Genomic DNA, 17496 nt, shown 5'->3' with positions numbered 1-17496 from the left:
TGATCTATTTCTTTGTTTTGACAATATTAAACTTGTGAATATAACCTACCATAAAATATTGTTTTAATGTTAGTGAATTTCCAAAATACGTCCTGTTGCCCTGACTGCCCCAATAATTTTGGGTATTCTGATTCAATATGTCAAAGCCAGTCAATTTTAGCTGTGAATTGTTTTTCAATGTGTAATAGACTGAAGCATTTAAGATATGGTAGTTTTTTCTTCCACTCAATCCGCTGGCCCGGTTATCTAGCGAGTAGGTAGATTCCAATGAAAACCCGTGGATCGGATTAATATTCATTCCTGCGCCTATTTTATGTGTAGAATAGGTTGATTCAATAAAGTCGGGTTTATCTTTTACCGAATTTATGTTTTTGTTCCAAGAATAAGTGTACTGTGGTGATATCGTCACCATGTTTTTCCAAGTCGCGGAAAATTGTTGGCTGGCATTAATCCCTATATTGGTCCCTTTATTATCAACATCATTGATGGAACTATAATTTTCATAGGTGTAGATATTGTTGTTTTGCGATAGATAGAATGACCAATTTTTATTAGCTTTTAGGTTGTATCTCAGGTAAGTATAGGCACTATAGTTATATTTTGATCCAGCAAGAAACATCTGGGTGGTCATTTGTCCTGTATTGTTGTTTCGCCAGCTACGGCTCCCGATGCTGTTATTGACATAATTGATATTCCCATTGACATTAAACTGCAATTTCGAGGTATACTTATAGTAGGATATACTAACATTCTGTTTTTCGATATTGTTGAATATAAAAGATGTCTTTCGCGTATACAATGGATTTAGATCCATGACGAGCTGTTGAATTCCGTAGAGTTCGGGAGACTCGAGATCTTTGTACCAGCCGAGGTTTAGATCTTTATAACGGATGTTAATATTGGGAAGCCAGTAGCCTAAAGATGATTTCTCGACCGAATTGATTTTAAGTAAATCAAAATGATTTGCCTTTACTTGATAGGCTGTTCCAAATTTTACGTTGAAATCTTTGGTTGGTCTCCAGTAAAATATAATCCCCGTAATATAATCCTGGTATTTGTAACGGTAACTATTTTCATAGGGAGCGGCATGTACTTCTCCAGTACTGTCGCGGTTGATGTACACACTCTCCTGTGGTCCCTGCCGGTTGGTGACATAGGTAAAATAATAATCAAAGTTGAGTTTTTTAATAGTTTTATTGTAATAGGCAGCACTAAAATAGAGATTGTTGGAATTATTTTGTGTTAGGTTTTTATGCCATAGACTAGTTTGAGGATTCGCTGTATCGTAAATATTGGTAAGCTGGAAAGAGCTGTCGGTCTTTTCATTGGTATTGATGGAAACCGTATTTCTAAACGATACAATATGATTTTTATGGAGTTGTTTTTCGATATAGAAACCATGTGAATAGTTTAGTGTATTTTCATTATTTCCTCCTGTACCTGTTGCGTCATTTAGTTTTTTGAGATCCGTATAGGAGCGGTTCCTTCCTAAGGTTGAGCTGTTTTTTGTATTGATACCCAAACTCGGTGTAAATTCAAAGTAGGCTGTGGTGTCCATGCGATGACGGAGCAGGGTTTTGATATTATGCCCTACAGATCTCTCCTGTTGTTGGTAATTGGATTCTGAATATTGTTTTTCCTGGTCGAATAAAGAAATTTGATTGCCTGTATTCTGATTTTCGGCTTTATTATATTTCAGCATATACATGATATTCAACTTGGTTTTCTTTCCCCAGTCATTGTTGAGGTTAAATCCTAAGCCTATATCGTTGGCTTTACCTGAATAGTTTCTACCTCCAAAATTATCAAAACCATAATTTTCGGAACGACCAAGCCCAGCTTCTTGGTTCAATTCATTGTAGTCAAAACTTTGGCGGTTAATGTTATTTCCGAAACCGATTAAACTCAGCTGGAGTGTATCCTTAAATGTATTGAATAAACCGCCAGCCTCATATCTACTCCGGGTACCGGCACTGCCATAGAGCTTACCGAAGCTCGCTCTGAGGAAATCTTTCTTAAATTTTAAATTAATCGTGATCGGCAGTTTATCTTCGTCTTCATTATCCTTTTTTGTTTCACCCTTATCACGGTACACCTGTACAGTTTTAATAAGCGAAGCGTCCAGGTTTCGTGTAGCAATACGGAGATCACTCGAAAAGAAATCCTTTTCATTTACTTTTACTTTTGAAACCTCTTTTCCTTGATAGTAAATCGAACCATCCATATTGACCTGCAGACCAGGTAGTTCTTTGAGCAATTCCTCTACGTTGACGTTGGGGCGAGTTTTGAAGAAGTTGGTGTTATATTCTAACGTATCTTTATTCATCCGCACGGGGGGAACGATATTGACGACTACTTCATCGAGACTTTTGGAATCGAGCTTTAATAGAGTGAAATCATAATTTTCTCCGTTAGGAATATTGAATTCTTGACGAAAGGGATTTGCATTGACATGTGAAATAAAAAGTGTTAGTGCGGTGCCTGTTGGAATTTTAACAAATTCAAACTTACCTTTTGTATCAGTAAGGAGATAGGAAACCACGGAAGAGTCTTTTGAATTGAGAATCGTTACAGTTGCTTTTTCTAATGGTTCCGCGTTTTGAGAAAATACCGTCCCGAGAACTTTTCCCTTCGATTGGCCTATAACTATAGTTGTGGTTAGTAATAAAATTAAAAATAAGTAAATTTTCATAAAATTTAAGTACGTATATCTTGGCTATATTGAGGGTCAAAATGATTAAATGTAAATCATTTTAATACAATATTAAAGAAATGAATTTTATATTATAAATGAAAATTTATTTAAAAAACAATCGATTGCGGATTTTATTTGTTACAATATCTTTTGAATTATTTGTTTGAAGGGCAATCTTTTTGCGATGATTATATTGTGCTTCACGATATAGCTAGCATTTCGATAAGCAATTTGAAGAAGGGTATAGTATTAAAATGAGGGTATCCAGTAGATCGGATACCCTCATGGCATTATTGGTCGATGTTGATTTTGTAAATTGCTTCTGCTTCTTTGTCATCAAATTGGCGCATTTGCGTGAGAAGTTTCTTTTTCATCCGTTTGACGACGCTTCGATAGGTAGGATCCTTGTAGATATTATGGAGTTCATTGGGATCCTTCTGAAGGTCAAAGAGTTCCCAATTTTCGATCCGTTTATAATAGCGGATCAATTTATACCGATCATCACGAACACCAAAGTGGGGGCTCACGGCATGTTCGCCATTTTCAAAATAATGATAGAACAGATCTTTCCGATGTTCCTCGCTGTTATTTTTCAGAACATGAACAAAAGATTCACCTTGCATGTCTTTCGGTTTTTGGATAGCAGCTAATTCCAATAGCGTGGGAGCGATATCAGCGTTGACAATTTTAGCATTTATAGTTGAGTTTGGGTGTAACAGGGCTGGGTACCGCATGACCATTGGTGTACGAAAAGACTCCTCATACATCCAACGTTTATCGAACCAGCCATGTTCACCCATATAAAAACCTTGGTCTGAAAGATAGATTACAATTGTATTTTCAGCGAGGGATTTTCGATCTAAATAATCCAATACTTTCCCGATGTTGCGGTCCATGGATTGGGCAGTATTGAGATAATCAATCATATATCGTCTAAATTTCCATTCAGCGAGCTGTTTTCCTGTCAAATTACCCTGTTTCAATTGTTCATAAATAGGACGGTAATAGGCGATATAGCTGTCCTTTTGAGTTTGGTTCATCCGCTTGAAGTTACCGTCGGCCATCATGTCTTCCAACGAATTGAACATTTTGAGATCGTAGCCCATTTTCATGTCCTTGTCAATGGACATTTCCTGCAATGCAGCTGCCGGCCTACTTTGGTAATTGTCGTAGAAAGTAGCGGGTAAGGTGAAATTTACAGCATCATAGCTCCCAAAGTCCTTTGGATCCGGCATCCAGGTACGGTGTGTAGCTTTGTGACCGATGACTAGACAAAAGGGCTTCTCAGCATCTACGGTATCTAACCAATCAATTGCTTTTTCGGTTACGATATCGGATACATACCCTTCAGTGCGTTTGCGGCCCTCTTTGCTGATAAAATCTGGATTAAAATAGGTTCCCTGCCCAACAAGAATGTCATAATAGTTGAAACCTTGCAGTTTGTCTCCTAAGTGAATTTTACCCACCCAAGCGGTATTGTAACCTACGTTTTGGAGCTGTTTCACAAAAAGATCTTGGCTAAAGTCGAATTCAGAAGTTTCATTGTCTTTGAATCCATTTTTATGGCTGTACTTGCCCGTCAATAATGTAGCCCGGGATGGTCCGCAGATGGAATTGTTTACAAACGCATTTTTAAATAGAGCACCCTGAGCAGCGATGCGATCTATCTGTGGTGTTTTTCCGTATTTCGAACCATAGGCGCCTATTGCCTGATAGGCATGATCATCGGAAATAATGATAATGATATTAGGCTTTTTTTGTGCAAATGTATTTTTATGCAGAAATGTTGCGAGTACAGCAAATAAAAAGATCCTGAGTTTCATTGTGTTTTCGGTTTAAATTGAATGAATCAAGCTTTTTTAAGCTATGCGATTTGAAATAGTATAGCGTTAGCGAAGCATTATCATGCTGACTAAGATAATGATTATTATGTATTACATAAAATAATTAAGTGAGTGAATTTACTTTTTCATATCATTGCCGCTGTATTTTTGATTCGAATTACAATGAGAATAAAGGATAGATCAGATCTTTTTTATAGGACAATTATGGGATTTAAGGCAATATTAAGTGTATACTCTTCGCTTTAGTAGATGCTTAAAGCCCAATCATATAATCGGGCCTTTCTATCGTAAAGTGAATCAATCCTGTTAAACAGATTATCCAATAGATTTCTTATATAAAAAGAGGCGCTGATAATGATTATCAAGATGCTTGCGCATGGCATTTCGAAACACCTCAGCATTGCCCACCTTCAATATATCTACTAGGCCTCGGTGTGAGATAAAGCTTTTCGATGAGCTGGGACTGGTCAGTAAGCCACTGCTGTGCACATACTGAAAAACAGGTAAAAGCATGTTCTGAAAGTCTTTGAGAATCGTATTTCCAGTTATTTCGTAAAGCTTACCATGGAAGGCAATTTCAGTTTCAATGTCGAAAATAGTATTATCTGCATCTATAGGTTCTTTTGCAACGATCGCTTCCAATTCCTCAATGTCCTTTTCTTGTATATGTTCAAAGAGAATATCCGCCATACCTATCTCCAGAACCATACGCATTTCAAAAAGATCCTGTAAGGTCTTGTTTTCCATAATGGTCGGATAAAGTGATTTGCGTAGGGGTTTTATAAGATCTGGACTCGTTAAAACAGCTCCGCGATGTTTTTTGGACTCGATCAATCCGACCATACGCAACCGCAACATGGCTTCGCGAACCACCGTACGACTTACGCCAAGGGTTTCTGCCAGCTCAATTTCCTTAGGTAAAGCATCTCCAACCTTTAAGCCTTGATTGACAAAAAGATTGATGATTTCTTTTTCGGCACGATCTACAAGAGAAGAAGTATCAATTGTATTCAGATGTTCTATGAACGAAGAATTCGGTTCCATATATATTACATAATAGCGCATTAGGCGCGTTAAGGCAAAGATAATTAATAAATGTGATTAATATGTTATACATAATTTAATTAAAATTTGTTTTTTACATTTTGTAATTTATATATTTGCATATATGTAATACTTAATACAAACCAATATGTATTCAAACCTAAAATTACGAACCCTCCTCAGCCTGTCTATTTTGATGGGCAACATGCTCTTAGCGCAAGCACAAGACCATGCCGTGCGGGGTAAAATTACCGATGCAAAGACAGGGGAATTGCTTGGCAATGTTACTGTAAAAGTCAAAGGGTCCAGCCAATCTTTGCAGACAAACGCTGATGGAACATTCTCGATCAGCACGAATCCCAATACCGTATTAATTATCACGTCTACGGGGTATAGACCATATGAAGTGAAAGTTGGGCAATTAAATCAATTGGATATCAAACTCGAGTCCAAGGTTGAGCAAATGGATGAAGTCGTGGTGGTCGGGTATGGAAAAATGAAGAAGTCGAATTTAACGGGGTCTGTAAGCAGCTTGGATAAAAAAGTGCTTGAAACTGGAGTTCGCTCGAACCCAGCTTCTGCTTTAGCGGGTACGATACCGGGTATTCGAGTGCAGCAAACTTCAGGAAGACCGGGAGCTGTACCCACGGTTGTGCTTCGAGGTGGGACTACGTATGGCGGCGGTGGCACGCCATTGGTTATTGTTGACGGCTTGATTAGAAATGGATTTAATGACATTAATCAAAATGACATTGAATCGATAGATGTCTTAAAAGATGCTTCTGCTACAGCAATTTATGGTGCTAGGGCTGCAAACGGTGTGATATTGATAACCACAAAAAGGGGAAAAGAAGGTGTTTCCAATATTACATTGTCGTCTAAAGTTGGTGTTAATAAATTGAACAACCCTTTTGATTTCCTAAGTGCCAAAGATTACTTAAACTGGAGTAGAAAAGGTGTTCAGGTATCTGGGCAATATCAACCGTCCCAATTGAATCAATTAACGAGTGTGGGCCCCTTTGGTACGGGGAATAAATATAAGGATGATAAAGGAAATATCCTAGATGGTAATCTTACCAGCAATGCCGTGTGGAGTACCATGTTGCTCGATGATACCAATCGTGAATTGTTGCAACAGGGATGGCAGACCATGATTGATCCTGTGACTGGAAAAGAACTAATTTTTAAAGATTTTGATTATGCTAAATATGCACTTCGTGATGCTAGTTTGACGCAAGATTATAATATCGCATTACAAGGTGGGAACGATAAAGGTAAATATTATGGAAGTGTGGGGAAGTATAACGAGAAAGGGATGCCAATCAATACTTTTTATGATCGTACAACTTTTGTGTTAAATGGCGAATATAAAGTTAAACCTTGGCTACATTCATTGTCAGGGGTGAATTTCGCGTATACGAAATGGCGTGACGCTATTAACGGAGAAGGAAACTATATGACGCGGGCACTGGGGGCCCCTCCAACAATGCGTGGTACAAATGCCAATGGAGATCTGCTCGTTGGTCGTGATTATCAAGATGGGAACCCTCTGGTAAATGATGATAAGTTCATTCGTAAAAATCTAAATCAGAAGCTTACGCTTACCCAAGCTTTTACAATTAATTTTTTGGAGAATCTTAGCTTACGCGTCAGTGGAAACTGGTTTTTTAACCAGTCTACTTCGGAGTCCTTTAATAAGGATTATATAGCCAGCCCAGGAAATTATGTTCGCACAAGAAATTCCTCGGCTTCCTATGATAAAATATATAATCAAACCTATAACGCAGTCTTAAATTACAGAACTGAAATCGCGAGTTCGCATCATATTGACGCGATGTTGGGGTCGGAATTTTTTGATACGTATAACAATGGATTTACAGCTGCGGGAAGTGGAGCTCCAACAGACGACTTTATGGATCTTGGATTAACGAGTCCAGAGGCCAATAAAAGAAGTATCGATTCATACCATGATCGACAACGTATCATGTCCTATTTTGGACGAGTAAACTATGACTATAAAGAAAAATACCTTTTGACATTGACTGCACGTAGAGATGGTTATTCGACATTACTAAATAATCGATGGGGAACCTTTCCTGGAGTTTCAGTCGGTTGGGCTCTACACCGTGAAGATTTCCTGAAGGATTATTTAGGCACTGATAAAGTCGTAAATACGTTAAAATTACGCGCTAGTTATGGAGGGAACGGTAATGTCAGTGGAATCGGATCTTATACACTTCAAGGTTCATATGGCACAAACAAGTATGATGGGCAAGTGGGGTACACCATGTCCACGCTTTCAATTCCAAACCTCAAATGGGAGAGTTTGATTACAAAAGAAGTCGGACTTGAATCCAGAATCTTAAATAAGATTGATTTGAGTCTTGCCTATTATCATCGGACGACTAAAGATAAGATTGCAAGTTTATCATTACCAGCTTCAGCCGGTTTTACTACAATTACGACCAACAATGGTGATATGCAGAATCAGGGAGTCGAAATTGGGGTGAATTATCAAATGCTGAGAAGGAAAGATTGGGATCTAAGCTTTAATTGGAATACGGCGTATAATAAGAACAAGATCTTAAAATTGCCTTTTAATGGCGTTGAAAATAACAGACAAGGCGGTTTACAGGTTTATGATCCAAAATCCAAAGAACTCATTTGGGTAGGAGGCAATCAGGAGGGGCAAGACCCGAATGTTGCTTATGCTTATGAAGCCATCGGGATCATTCGGACAAAAGAACAGTTGGATAGCTATGCCTTGCAATTGAAGGATCTGATCGGTGCACGTACATTGGTACATCCGGATGTCTATAATGCGTTGTCCAGTAGTGAGAAGAATTTATACTATCCATTAGCTTTAGGCGATGTTATGTGGAAGGATGTAAACGGAGATGGTATAATCAATTCTTATGATAGGGTGTATATGGGAAATACAGTGCCGAGATGGACGGGCGGATTTGGTGCAGCTTTGCGCTGGAAGAATATTAACTTGAGTACCCGTTTTGATTACGCATTGGGCTATGTTGCTTATGACGGACCGAGAGCCTGGTTTCTTGGAATGATGCAGGGAACATTCAATACGACAACAAGTGTATTTGATACATGGACACCTGAAAATCCAAATGCAAAATATCCGACTTATTATTGGGCAGATCAATTATTTAAAAATAATACGAGTCGGGAAAGTAGTATGTTTTATAATAAAGGAAATTATCTGGCATTTAGAGAGATTAATGTCTCTTATCGCTTGCCTAAATCCATTGCTAACCGATTAAAAATGGAAGATTTAAGCATCTCCGCCACAGGCCAAAATTTACACTATTGGTCAAAAAATACATTGTTCTCCCCTGAAAGTGGAAGTGTGGGACAAAATGGAGGCGGATACCCTCTTCCTAAAACATTTATACTTGGGCTTCAATTAACATTTTAATTCCAAATTATGAAAAAGATATTTATATATATAGGTCTTGCAGTTTTTCTGTTTTCTTCTTGCAAAGAAATTGACTTAGACCTTAGTCCCGAGGATTACTTTGCCAGCGGCAGTTTCTGGAAAAGCAACGAGCAGGTTGCTGGTGCTATGTTGGGACTCCACACCCAGTTACGTGGACAACAGCAAAACTTATGGAATTTGGGTGAACTGCGTGGGGGAACCTTAAGAGATGGTACCAGTTTTACAGGAACAGCATCATTGAACTCAGCAGGGATAATTACACAGGATATTCGTGAAAGTTCTCCTGGCATATCGGGCTGGGCTGGATTGTACGCGCCAATTTTTCAGGTAAACAATTTTATTTATCAGGTTGAGAAAGCCGATTATTTGACAGATCTGCAAAAGGGCTACTATTTGGGGCAAGCCTACGGACTGCGTGCTTTTTATTATTTCTATTTGTTTAGAACTTATGGCCGGGTGCCTTTGGTGACAGAACCACAAGCAGCAATTAATACCCCGACCTCGGCAGAAGAAGCATATAAGGCGCGAACAGAAACGGAAAAAGAAACCTTAGACTTTATCAAATCGGAAGTTGATAAATCGGAAAAATCGTTTTCAGGAAACTACGAGACTAAAAATCAAAAAGCACAATGGTCTTTGGCGGCAACAAAAATGTTAAAAACGGAGGTATATTTATGGTCGGCCAAAGTTGATGTGGATGGAAAGGCCCCAGAGAATAGTCTTGCGGAATTAAAACTTGCAAAAGCCGCTATAGAAGAAGTAATTCCTAAATATACGCTTGTCAGCAATTTTGCAGAGGCCTTTAAATCTGCCAGTGTACCAGCGATGAAAGGTAATGCTGAAATGATCTTTGTACTTCGTTACCTAAATGGAGAAGCGACTTCATTTTTCAGTAATTTCATTTATGCGGCAAGTGATGATATCACAGGCTATGTAGATGATAATGGGCAGGCAATTCCAAAAGATCCTCTTCAGGCTGGATCCACGGGTTTGATCCGTTACGAGTATAAAATGGACCTCTACAGATTATATGAAAAGGCTGATACGAGGGCAAATGCAACATTCCTTAATTTTAATAAAGGAAATACATCTGCTATAGTATTTAGAAAATTCTTGGGAACTTTGATAGACGGCGTTCGTAACTATTCTGATGATTATCCTGTTTATCGTCTATCGGAGGCCTATTTATTGTTGGCGGAAATTAAGAATAAATTGGGAGAGGATCCAACTGCTGAAATCATGGCTGTACGTAATCGGGCATACGCTGGAAAAGCACCTTTGTTTATAAATAGCAGTTTTGAGGCAAACGAATTAGCGATCTTCTATGAACGTACAAAGGAATTTGTGTCCGAGGGCAAGCGATGGTTCGATTTGCGACGCATGCAGGATTCTGCTGGAAAACCATTGGTGTTTCGTAAAGATTTGAACTTAGTCGGCGTATTGAACAATATTGATGGTCAGAAACATAAAATCTTATGGCCAATAGACTTGGGGACACTTACTGTAGATCCCAAATTAAATGATCAGCAAAATCCAGGTTATAAGGGAACCTAAAAACGAATATCCTGTCTCAATCCCACGCGAAGGTCTGAGACAGGATATTGTTAACTTTTTATATAAAATACCATATGCTAAATCAAAAAATCTCAGGATTAATTGCAGCGCCATTTACTCCTTTCGATGAAAACGGAGAATTGAATCTTGAGCTGATTCCGCAATACTATGCGATGTTAAAGCGCAACCGCGTCACGGGAGCCTTTATTTGTGGCTCTACCGGAGAAGGGGTGTCGTTGACTTTTGAGGAAAAAGTTGCAGTGATGACAGCTTGGGCCAGATTGACAAAAGAGGATGATGCATTTACACTCATGATGCTTCTGGGCGGAACAAATATCAAAGAATGCCAACAATTGGCTAGGCTGGCCGAGCAAGCAGGGGTCGATGTCGTGTCATTTACTGCACCATCTTATTTCAAACCTGCTAATGTGGATCAATTGGCAAAATGTTGTGTGGAAATTGCACGTGCGGCACCGAATACGGCTTTCTATTATTATCATATTCCTGTATTGACCGGCGGAAATTTCCAGATGATCGACCTGTTGAAGCAGATTGATGGGGTGATACCCAATTTTAAGGGAATCAAATATACACACGAAGATTTTATGGATTTTCTAAGCTGTATGAATTATGCAGATCGCAAGTATGATATGTTATGGGGAAGAGATGAGAATATGCTGTCCGCTTTGGTATTAGGTAACAAAGGAGCGGTCGGAAGTACCTATAACTACGCAGCACCTTTATACCTTGCACTTATGGAGGCTTATGATAAGGGAGAGCTTGAAAAAGCTAATGCTTTGCAGCAGCAATCTATCGATATGATCACGTTGTTAGGGAAGTATGGTGGTATTTCAGTAGGGAAAGCGTATATGAAATTAATTGGGCTTGACTGCGGAGCATTTAGACTGCCCGTGAAAAATATGTCTGTTGAGCAGTTTGAACTGTTTACGGAAGATGCGGTGAAAGTTGGCTTTCAGGGTTTTTGCGTACATTAAGTTAGCTCACTTGTTCTTGTGGGCTAACGTGTTTCCCTCAGGAGATAACTAAGAATAGCTTGGCGAGTATGTTCAACAATAAATAGATATGACAAAACAACATTGGATGGGAGTTATCGTGGGAATACTGTTTACAGGAGCTGTTGATGCACAAGTCGGTCAATTGGAATGGCATAAAGGCATTACGTTGCCGGCTATGCAAGATGGAAAGGCGCATATTGGTTTGGCAGGACCAATAGCTGGTGTCACAGGCGATTGTCTTCTGATTGCCGGTGGAGCGAATTTCCCGCATTTACCACCCTGGGAAGGCGGTGCGAAAGAGATCCAAAAAGAAGTATTTATTTACAGAAAAGAAGGGGTAAGACTACGCTTAGCAGCGCAGGATAGTCTTTCTATGGCGGTTGCATACGCTGCCAGCCTGAGTCTACCCGATGGATTGCTGGTTATCGGTGGAGAGACTCCTGAAGGAAAAACAGCTGCTTGTAGACTAATTAAATACGATGGCTCTAACAAGAAAATTTCGGTGTCAGACTTTCCGGATCTCCCATTTCCGCTTGCCAATATGGGAGCGGTAGTTTATGGGAATAAACTCGTCATCGTCGGTGGTGAAAAGCAGGATACGGTATCGGACCAAGTGTTGCAATTGGATCTGGCGCATCTTGAAAAAGGATGGGGCTGTGTGGGAAAATTACCCTATGCCGTCTCCCATGTACAATTGTTGTCTGATAGCCAAAATAATCTTTATCTACTGGGTGGAAGAAAGGCTCATCCTGAGAGCCCTTCAACGTTATACCATGAATTATGGTGCTCTACCGATGATGGTCGTACCTGGTCTAAACAGGCAGACATTCCTTTTCCTGCTGCGGCAGGAACCGCATGTTTATTACCCGACCAAGGAATATGGTTGCTGAGCGCAGATCGGGGTGATACCTTCCATCGGGTGGAATCGTTGATCTTTGACGCTAAAAAGGAAGCGAATCCATCGAAGAGACAGCAACTTATTGATGCTAAAAACAAATTGCAAATCAATCATCCTGGTTTCGGTAGAGCAATATGGCGCTATGATTTGAATCTTAAAAAATGGAGCCGGATGGCGGATCTGCCATCGGATGGGCCGGTGACCACGACAGCGGTGGTCTGGGACGACATGATCATTTTGCCTAGCGGCGAAATTAAGGCAGGCGTTCGTACTCCTGAGATTTTAGTAGCAACATTTTCTAATAAATAGGATTGAAAAAATAAGATATAAAAAATTCATATAACCCTGATAAAGCTTAAGATGATCTCTTCTTTACGACATAAATCTTTTTACCCGTGGCTCGTTGTAGCACTCCTTTGGGGGGTAGCCCTGCTGAATTATATGGACCGGCAGATGCTATCAACTATGCGCGAAGCCATGCAGGTCGATATTCCACAATTGCAGCGTGCTGAGACTTTTGGTGTATTGATGGCCGTGTTTCTTTACATCTATGGTCTTATGAGTCCGATAGCGGGTATCGTTGCCGATCGTAGCAATAGAAAATGGCTGATCGTAGGCAGTCTTTTTGTTTGGTCAGCGGTAACTTATGGTATGGGGATGGCGCACGATTACACAACACTATTGGTACTACGGGCTATTATGGGGTTTAGTGAAGCGCTGTATATCCCGACAGCCCTTTCCTTGATCGCCGATTACCATACTGGAAAAAATCGATCGCTGGCCATTGGGCTACATATGACAGGACTCTATACGGGGCAGGCTTTGGGCGGTTTTGGTGCAACATTAGCCGCTTCAAAAGGATGGCATACCGCTTTTCATTGGTTTGGAATTATCGGAATATGTTATGCCCTCCTACTTGCAGTCTTGCTCCTGGAGAAGAAGCACGAACCGTCAACTGATGAGCGTACTTCAGAAGATCAATTACCCCTCTCTAAAAGCTTACTGCTGCTATTTTCCAATGTAGCATTCTGGATTCTATTGTTTTATTTCGCCGCTCCAAGCTTACCGGGTTGGGCCATCAAAAATTGGCTGCCAACATTGTTTGCAGATAGCCTAAATATTCCAATGGCCAGTGCAGGTCCATTGTCGACAATTACAATTGCGATCTCATCCTTTATCGGGGTTATCGTCGGCGGAATACTCAGTGACCGATGGGTGCAAAAACATATCCGCGGTCGCATCTATACCAGTGCCATTGGCCTTGGACTGACTATACCGGCTTTATTGTTTTTAGGGTTAAGTCAGACCTTACCTGCAGTTGTGGGGGCGGCAGTCTGTTTTGGAATTGGCTTTGGTATTTTCGATGCCAACAATATGCCTATTCTTTGTCAGGTTGTTCCCAAAAATTTGCGGGCAACCGCTTATGGCTTTATGAATATGGTAGGTGTATTTGCTGGAGCTGTCATCACACAATGGCTGGGAAGATTTAAGGATGAAGGCCATTTTGGGTTAGGCTTTGCATTATTGGGGGCTGCGGTACTGTTAGCACTTCTCTTGCAAATCGTATTTCTTAAACCGAAAACACTGGAAAAGTAACCGCAGCTATATCCTGAATGAATAGATCATGAATATGAAACCCTTCATCCACATAATGCTTATCAGTATTTCAAAAAAAGGAGGCCTACTTTTTTGTTTGATCCTTTCCATCTTAATTTCCTTGGGACAGCCCCGGACAAAGGTAGCTTGTATTGGTAACTCCGTAACCTTTGGTTATGGCCTCGGCAATCCTAGGCTGGATTCTTATCCAGGGCAGCTTCAGTCATTGTTGGGCCAGCGGTTTGAAGTACGGAATTTTGGCCATTCAGGAGCCACTCTTTTACGTAAGGGGCATAGACCTTATTTTAAAACAGAGGAATACAAGAAGGCCTTGGATTTTAAACCCGATGTTGCCATTATACATTTGGGACTCAATGATACCGATCCGAGAAACTGGCCAAATTATAAATACTCCTTTGCATCAGATTACGCGGATTTGATTGATTCCATACGATCCGTTAATCCCAAAATGCAAATTTACATCTGTCGATTGACGCCTATCTTTAGCGGTCATCCGCGTTTTCTCTCAGGAACCCGCGATTGGTACAACCAGATTCAGGAATTGATTCCTCAGATTGCTCAAAATAATCAAGTCGGACTGATTGATCTCAACACCCCGCTTCGGTATCGAATAGATCTTTTCGACGACTACTTGCATCCAAATAAGCAAGGAGCAACAATGATTGCGAGACAGGTGGCTAATGCACTGGTACCTCTTAGCCAAAAACTACAAGTGGCCGAAACCATCGGTTCGGATATGGTGCTCCAGCGTAATTGGGAGAATAGCATCTTTGGTAAGGGCACTGCTGCCGCTGAGATCAACATTGTTTTCAATAAGAAAAGCTATAAGACTAAGGTCAATCCTGATGGTTCCTGGGAAATCAAGTTGCCCAAAATGGAGGCTGGGGGATCTTATGACATCGAAGTAAGTTCCGGCAGAGAGAAAATAGTGTTGAAAAATATTCTTTTTGGCGATGTATATCTCGCTTCGGGACAATCGAATATGGCTTTTCAACTTCGCCGTGCCGCAAACAGCGATCCGTTGATCAGAAATGCCGGTAGACTACACAATCTGCGCCTTTTTAAGTGCCGCAACCTTGTGGAGACCAATGCAGTTGCATGGGATACCGTAACCTTAAGGGAAGTAAACGATTTGGCCTATTTCAACGGCAGCTGGAGGCAAGCGGCTGAAGATGAAGCAGCACAGTTCTCTGCAGTTGCTTATTCATTTGCCGAACAGATTGCCAATGAGCAACATATTCCTATTGGCATTATTGATCTGTCTGTCGGTGGATCCAATACCGAATCGTGGATTGACCGTAAATCATTGGAAAACGATGATTTGCTGGCTTCTTATATTCATAACTGGCAAAAATCTGATTTTGTGCAGGAGTTCTGTCGGGAACGTGCGGGTCAGAATCTCGCTGGTTCGAACGTGAAAAATCAACGTCATCCGTATCAACCAGCTTACAATTTTGAAGCTGGCGTCAGCAAATGGTTAAACACCGGGTTGAAAGGAATACTGTGGTATCAAGGTGAAAGCAATGCGCATAATATAGAACTTTACGAACGTCTTTTTAAAACATTGGTTTCTTCCTGGCGGAAGAATTTTCACCAAGAACTGCCCTTTTTCTTCGCGCAGCTCTCCAGTATAGACAGGCCTTCATGGGGAGATTTTAGAAACGCACAACGCTTATTGGAGAAGGGTATTAAAGGTACATACATGGCCGTAACGCTCGATGTAGGTGATTCTTTGGATGTACATCCCCGTGAAAAGATTACAGTAGGCCAGCGCTTGGCAAATTTAGTGCAGAAACACTTTTATAACGTTGAACTGAATGCCGATCATCCTGAGCCGGTCAGTTGTGCATTTCATGAGGATAAGCTGGTATTGATATTTGATCAATGTAAAAAATTAAAAACTCAGGAAAATACAGCGGTAAGAGGGTTTCAGCTGATGGACAATAAAGGACGGATTTTCAATGTAAACGCAAATATCCTATCAGATAATACCATCGAGATCGTTAAACCGAATTTCCAAATCACCAAAATCCTGTATGGATTCGAACCATTCAGTAGAGCAAATCTTCAAAATGAAATTGGAACACCGGTATCCACTTTCGCTTTGACGATTCAATAAATAGAAATGAATTGATGTAAGTAGTAAAACACATGAAACAGATAAGTATAAAAGATACCGCAAAAATAATAGACAGGGATTACTTGAAGGATTTGGAAGTATTCTATCGTGATCAGCTTTTAAAAGACACTGTACCATTTTGGTTTCCACGGTCTATTGACCATGAATATGGCGGATATTTGTTCATGCGCGATCAGGATGGGACTTTGATAGATACCGATAAAGCCGTATGGATACAGGGAAGGGCATGCTGGTTGCTGGCCACACTTTACAATACGGTTGAACAAAAAGAGGAATGGCTGGAAGGAGCCCGAATCGGCTATGAATTTTTGAAAGAGCATTGTTTTGACGCTAATGGAAAAATGTATTTTCATGTTGACCGCCTAGGCGATCCTATTCGTATGCGTCGCTATTTCTTTTCGGAGACTTTCGCAGCAATCGCCTTTGCAGCCTATGCAAAAGCTACTGGAGATGAGGAGATAGCAGATGAAGCACGACATCTGCTGGGAATTTGCCTCGCGTATGCAAATGGAGAAAAATTGATCGAACCAAAGTATGAAGCCACAAGGCCAATGAAGGGAATAGGTGTGCCGATGATTATGATCAATACGGCACAGCAGATTCGTGAGACCATTGGGGATCCGCGTTGTGATCGTGTCATCAGTGATTGTATCGCACAGATTGAACGTGATTTTGTTAAGGACGATATTCGCTGCGTGATGGAACAAGTAGGACCTGAAGGTGAAATTGTCGATCATATTGACGGTCGTACACTCAATCCCGGACATGCTATCGAAGGAGCTTGGTTTATCCTACATGAAGCTAGATCCCGGGGAAACGATCCGCATTTGATTGACCTAGGCTGTCGTATGTTGGATTATATGTGGGAACGGGGCTGGGATAAAGAATATGGTGGTATACTCTATTTTCGAGATGTCTATGGAAAGCCAGTACAAGAATATTGGCAAGATATGAAATTTTGGTGGCCGCAGAATGAAACGATTATCGCAACATTACTCGCTTACCTGATGACTGGGAATGAGAAATATAAAAATTGGCATCAGCAGATCAATCAGTATGCCTATGATCATTTTCACGATAAAATCAATGGTGAGTGGTATGGTTACCTCCATCGTGATGGGAAGATTGCCCAAACCGCAAAAGGGAATTTGTTTAAAGGTCCTTTCCATCTCCCTCGCCAAGAATGGTATTGTATGCAAACTTTAAAGGAATTTAATTCCCTTAAGTAGAA

The 17496-nt window shown here is 40.4% G+C and carries 10 protein-coding genes; 7 read left to right on the top strand and 3 right to left on the bottom strand.

Annotated elements, in window-relative coordinates:
* Positions 1–4 precede the first annotated feature (4 nt).
* From B4Z90_RS20330 to B4Z90_RS20320, 3 genes are all read right to left on the bottom strand, one after another.
* A complete protein-coding gene (locus B4Z90_RS20330) occupies positions 5–2692 on the bottom strand; it encodes a carboxypeptidase-like regulatory domain-containing protein (RefSeq protein ID WP_286803170.1) in 2688 nt (895 codons plus the stop codon).
* A 293-nt stretch (positions 2693–2985) separates the two neighbouring features.
* On the bottom strand, positions 2986–4518 hold the full coding sequence (locus B4Z90_RS20325; protein WP_115049660.1) for a sulfatase family protein: 1533 nt from the start codon (positions 4516–4518) through the stop codon (positions 2986–2988).
* A 336-nt stretch (positions 4519–4854) separates the two neighbouring features.
* Complete coding sequence (locus B4Z90_RS20320; RefSeq protein WP_286767019.1) at positions 4855–5583, bottom strand: FadR/GntR family transcriptional regulator; 729 nt, start codon at positions 5581–5583, stop codon at positions 4855–4857.
* Positions 5584–5731: 148 nt separating this feature from the next.
* On the opposite strand from B4Z90_RS20320, the gene B4Z90_RS20315 reads away from it, so the two are divergent.
* From B4Z90_RS20315 to B4Z90_RS20285, 7 genes are all read left to right on the top strand, one after another.
* Positions 5732–9019, top strand: a complete 3288-nt coding sequence (locus tag B4Z90_RS20315) for a SusC/RagA family TonB-linked outer membrane protein (RefSeq protein WP_070564845.1) — start codon at positions 5732–5734, stop codon at positions 9017–9019.
* 9 nt (positions 9020–9028) lie between these two features.
* The gene (locus B4Z90_RS20310) at positions 9029–10594 is read left to right on the top strand and encodes a RagB/SusD family nutrient uptake outer membrane protein (protein ID WP_115049662.1); all 1566 of its coding nucleotides are present in this window, start codon (positions 9029–9031) and stop codon (positions 10592–10594) included.
* A gap of 74 nt (positions 10595–10668) precedes the next feature.
* Positions 10669–11589, top strand: coding sequence for a dihydrodipicolinate synthase family protein (locus tag B4Z90_RS20305; protein WP_286803168.1), 921 nt, complete (start codon positions 10669–10671; stop codon positions 11587–11589).
* A gap of 88 nt (positions 11590–11677) precedes the next feature.
* Positions 11678–12817, top strand: coding sequence for a hypothetical protein (locus tag B4Z90_RS20300; RefSeq protein WP_147282056.1), 1140 nt, complete (start codon positions 11678–11680; stop codon positions 12815–12817).
* A 51-nt stretch (positions 12818–12868) separates the two neighbouring features.
* The gene (locus B4Z90_RS20295; protein WP_115049668.1) at positions 12869–14104 is read left to right on the top strand and encodes an MFS transporter; all 1236 of its coding nucleotides are present in this window, start codon (positions 12869–12871) and stop codon (positions 14102–14104) included.
* A 55-nt stretch (positions 14105–14159) separates the two neighbouring features.
* The gene (locus B4Z90_RS20290; RefSeq protein ID WP_236560119.1) at positions 14160–16244 is read left to right on the top strand and encodes a GDSL-type esterase/lipase family protein; all 2085 of its coding nucleotides are present in this window, start codon (positions 14160–14162) and stop codon (positions 16242–16244) included.
* Positions 16245–16276: 32 nt separating this feature from the next.
* Positions 16277–17494 (top strand): AGE family epimerase/isomerase, encoded by a 1218-nt coding sequence (locus B4Z90_RS20285; RefSeq protein ID WP_112373674.1) that lies wholly within the window; start codon positions 16277–16279, stop codon positions 17492–17494.
* Positions 17495–17496: the final 2 nt, after the last annotated feature.

Source organism: Sphingobacterium sp. UBA5639, assembly GCF_002421245.1.
Classification (GTDB): Bacteria; Bacteroidota; Bacteroidia; order Sphingobacteriales; family Sphingobacteriaceae; genus Sphingobacterium; species Sphingobacterium multivorum.
Note: the sequence above shows the minus strand (reverse complement) of the source record. Positions and strands in the feature narration are given on the sequence as shown.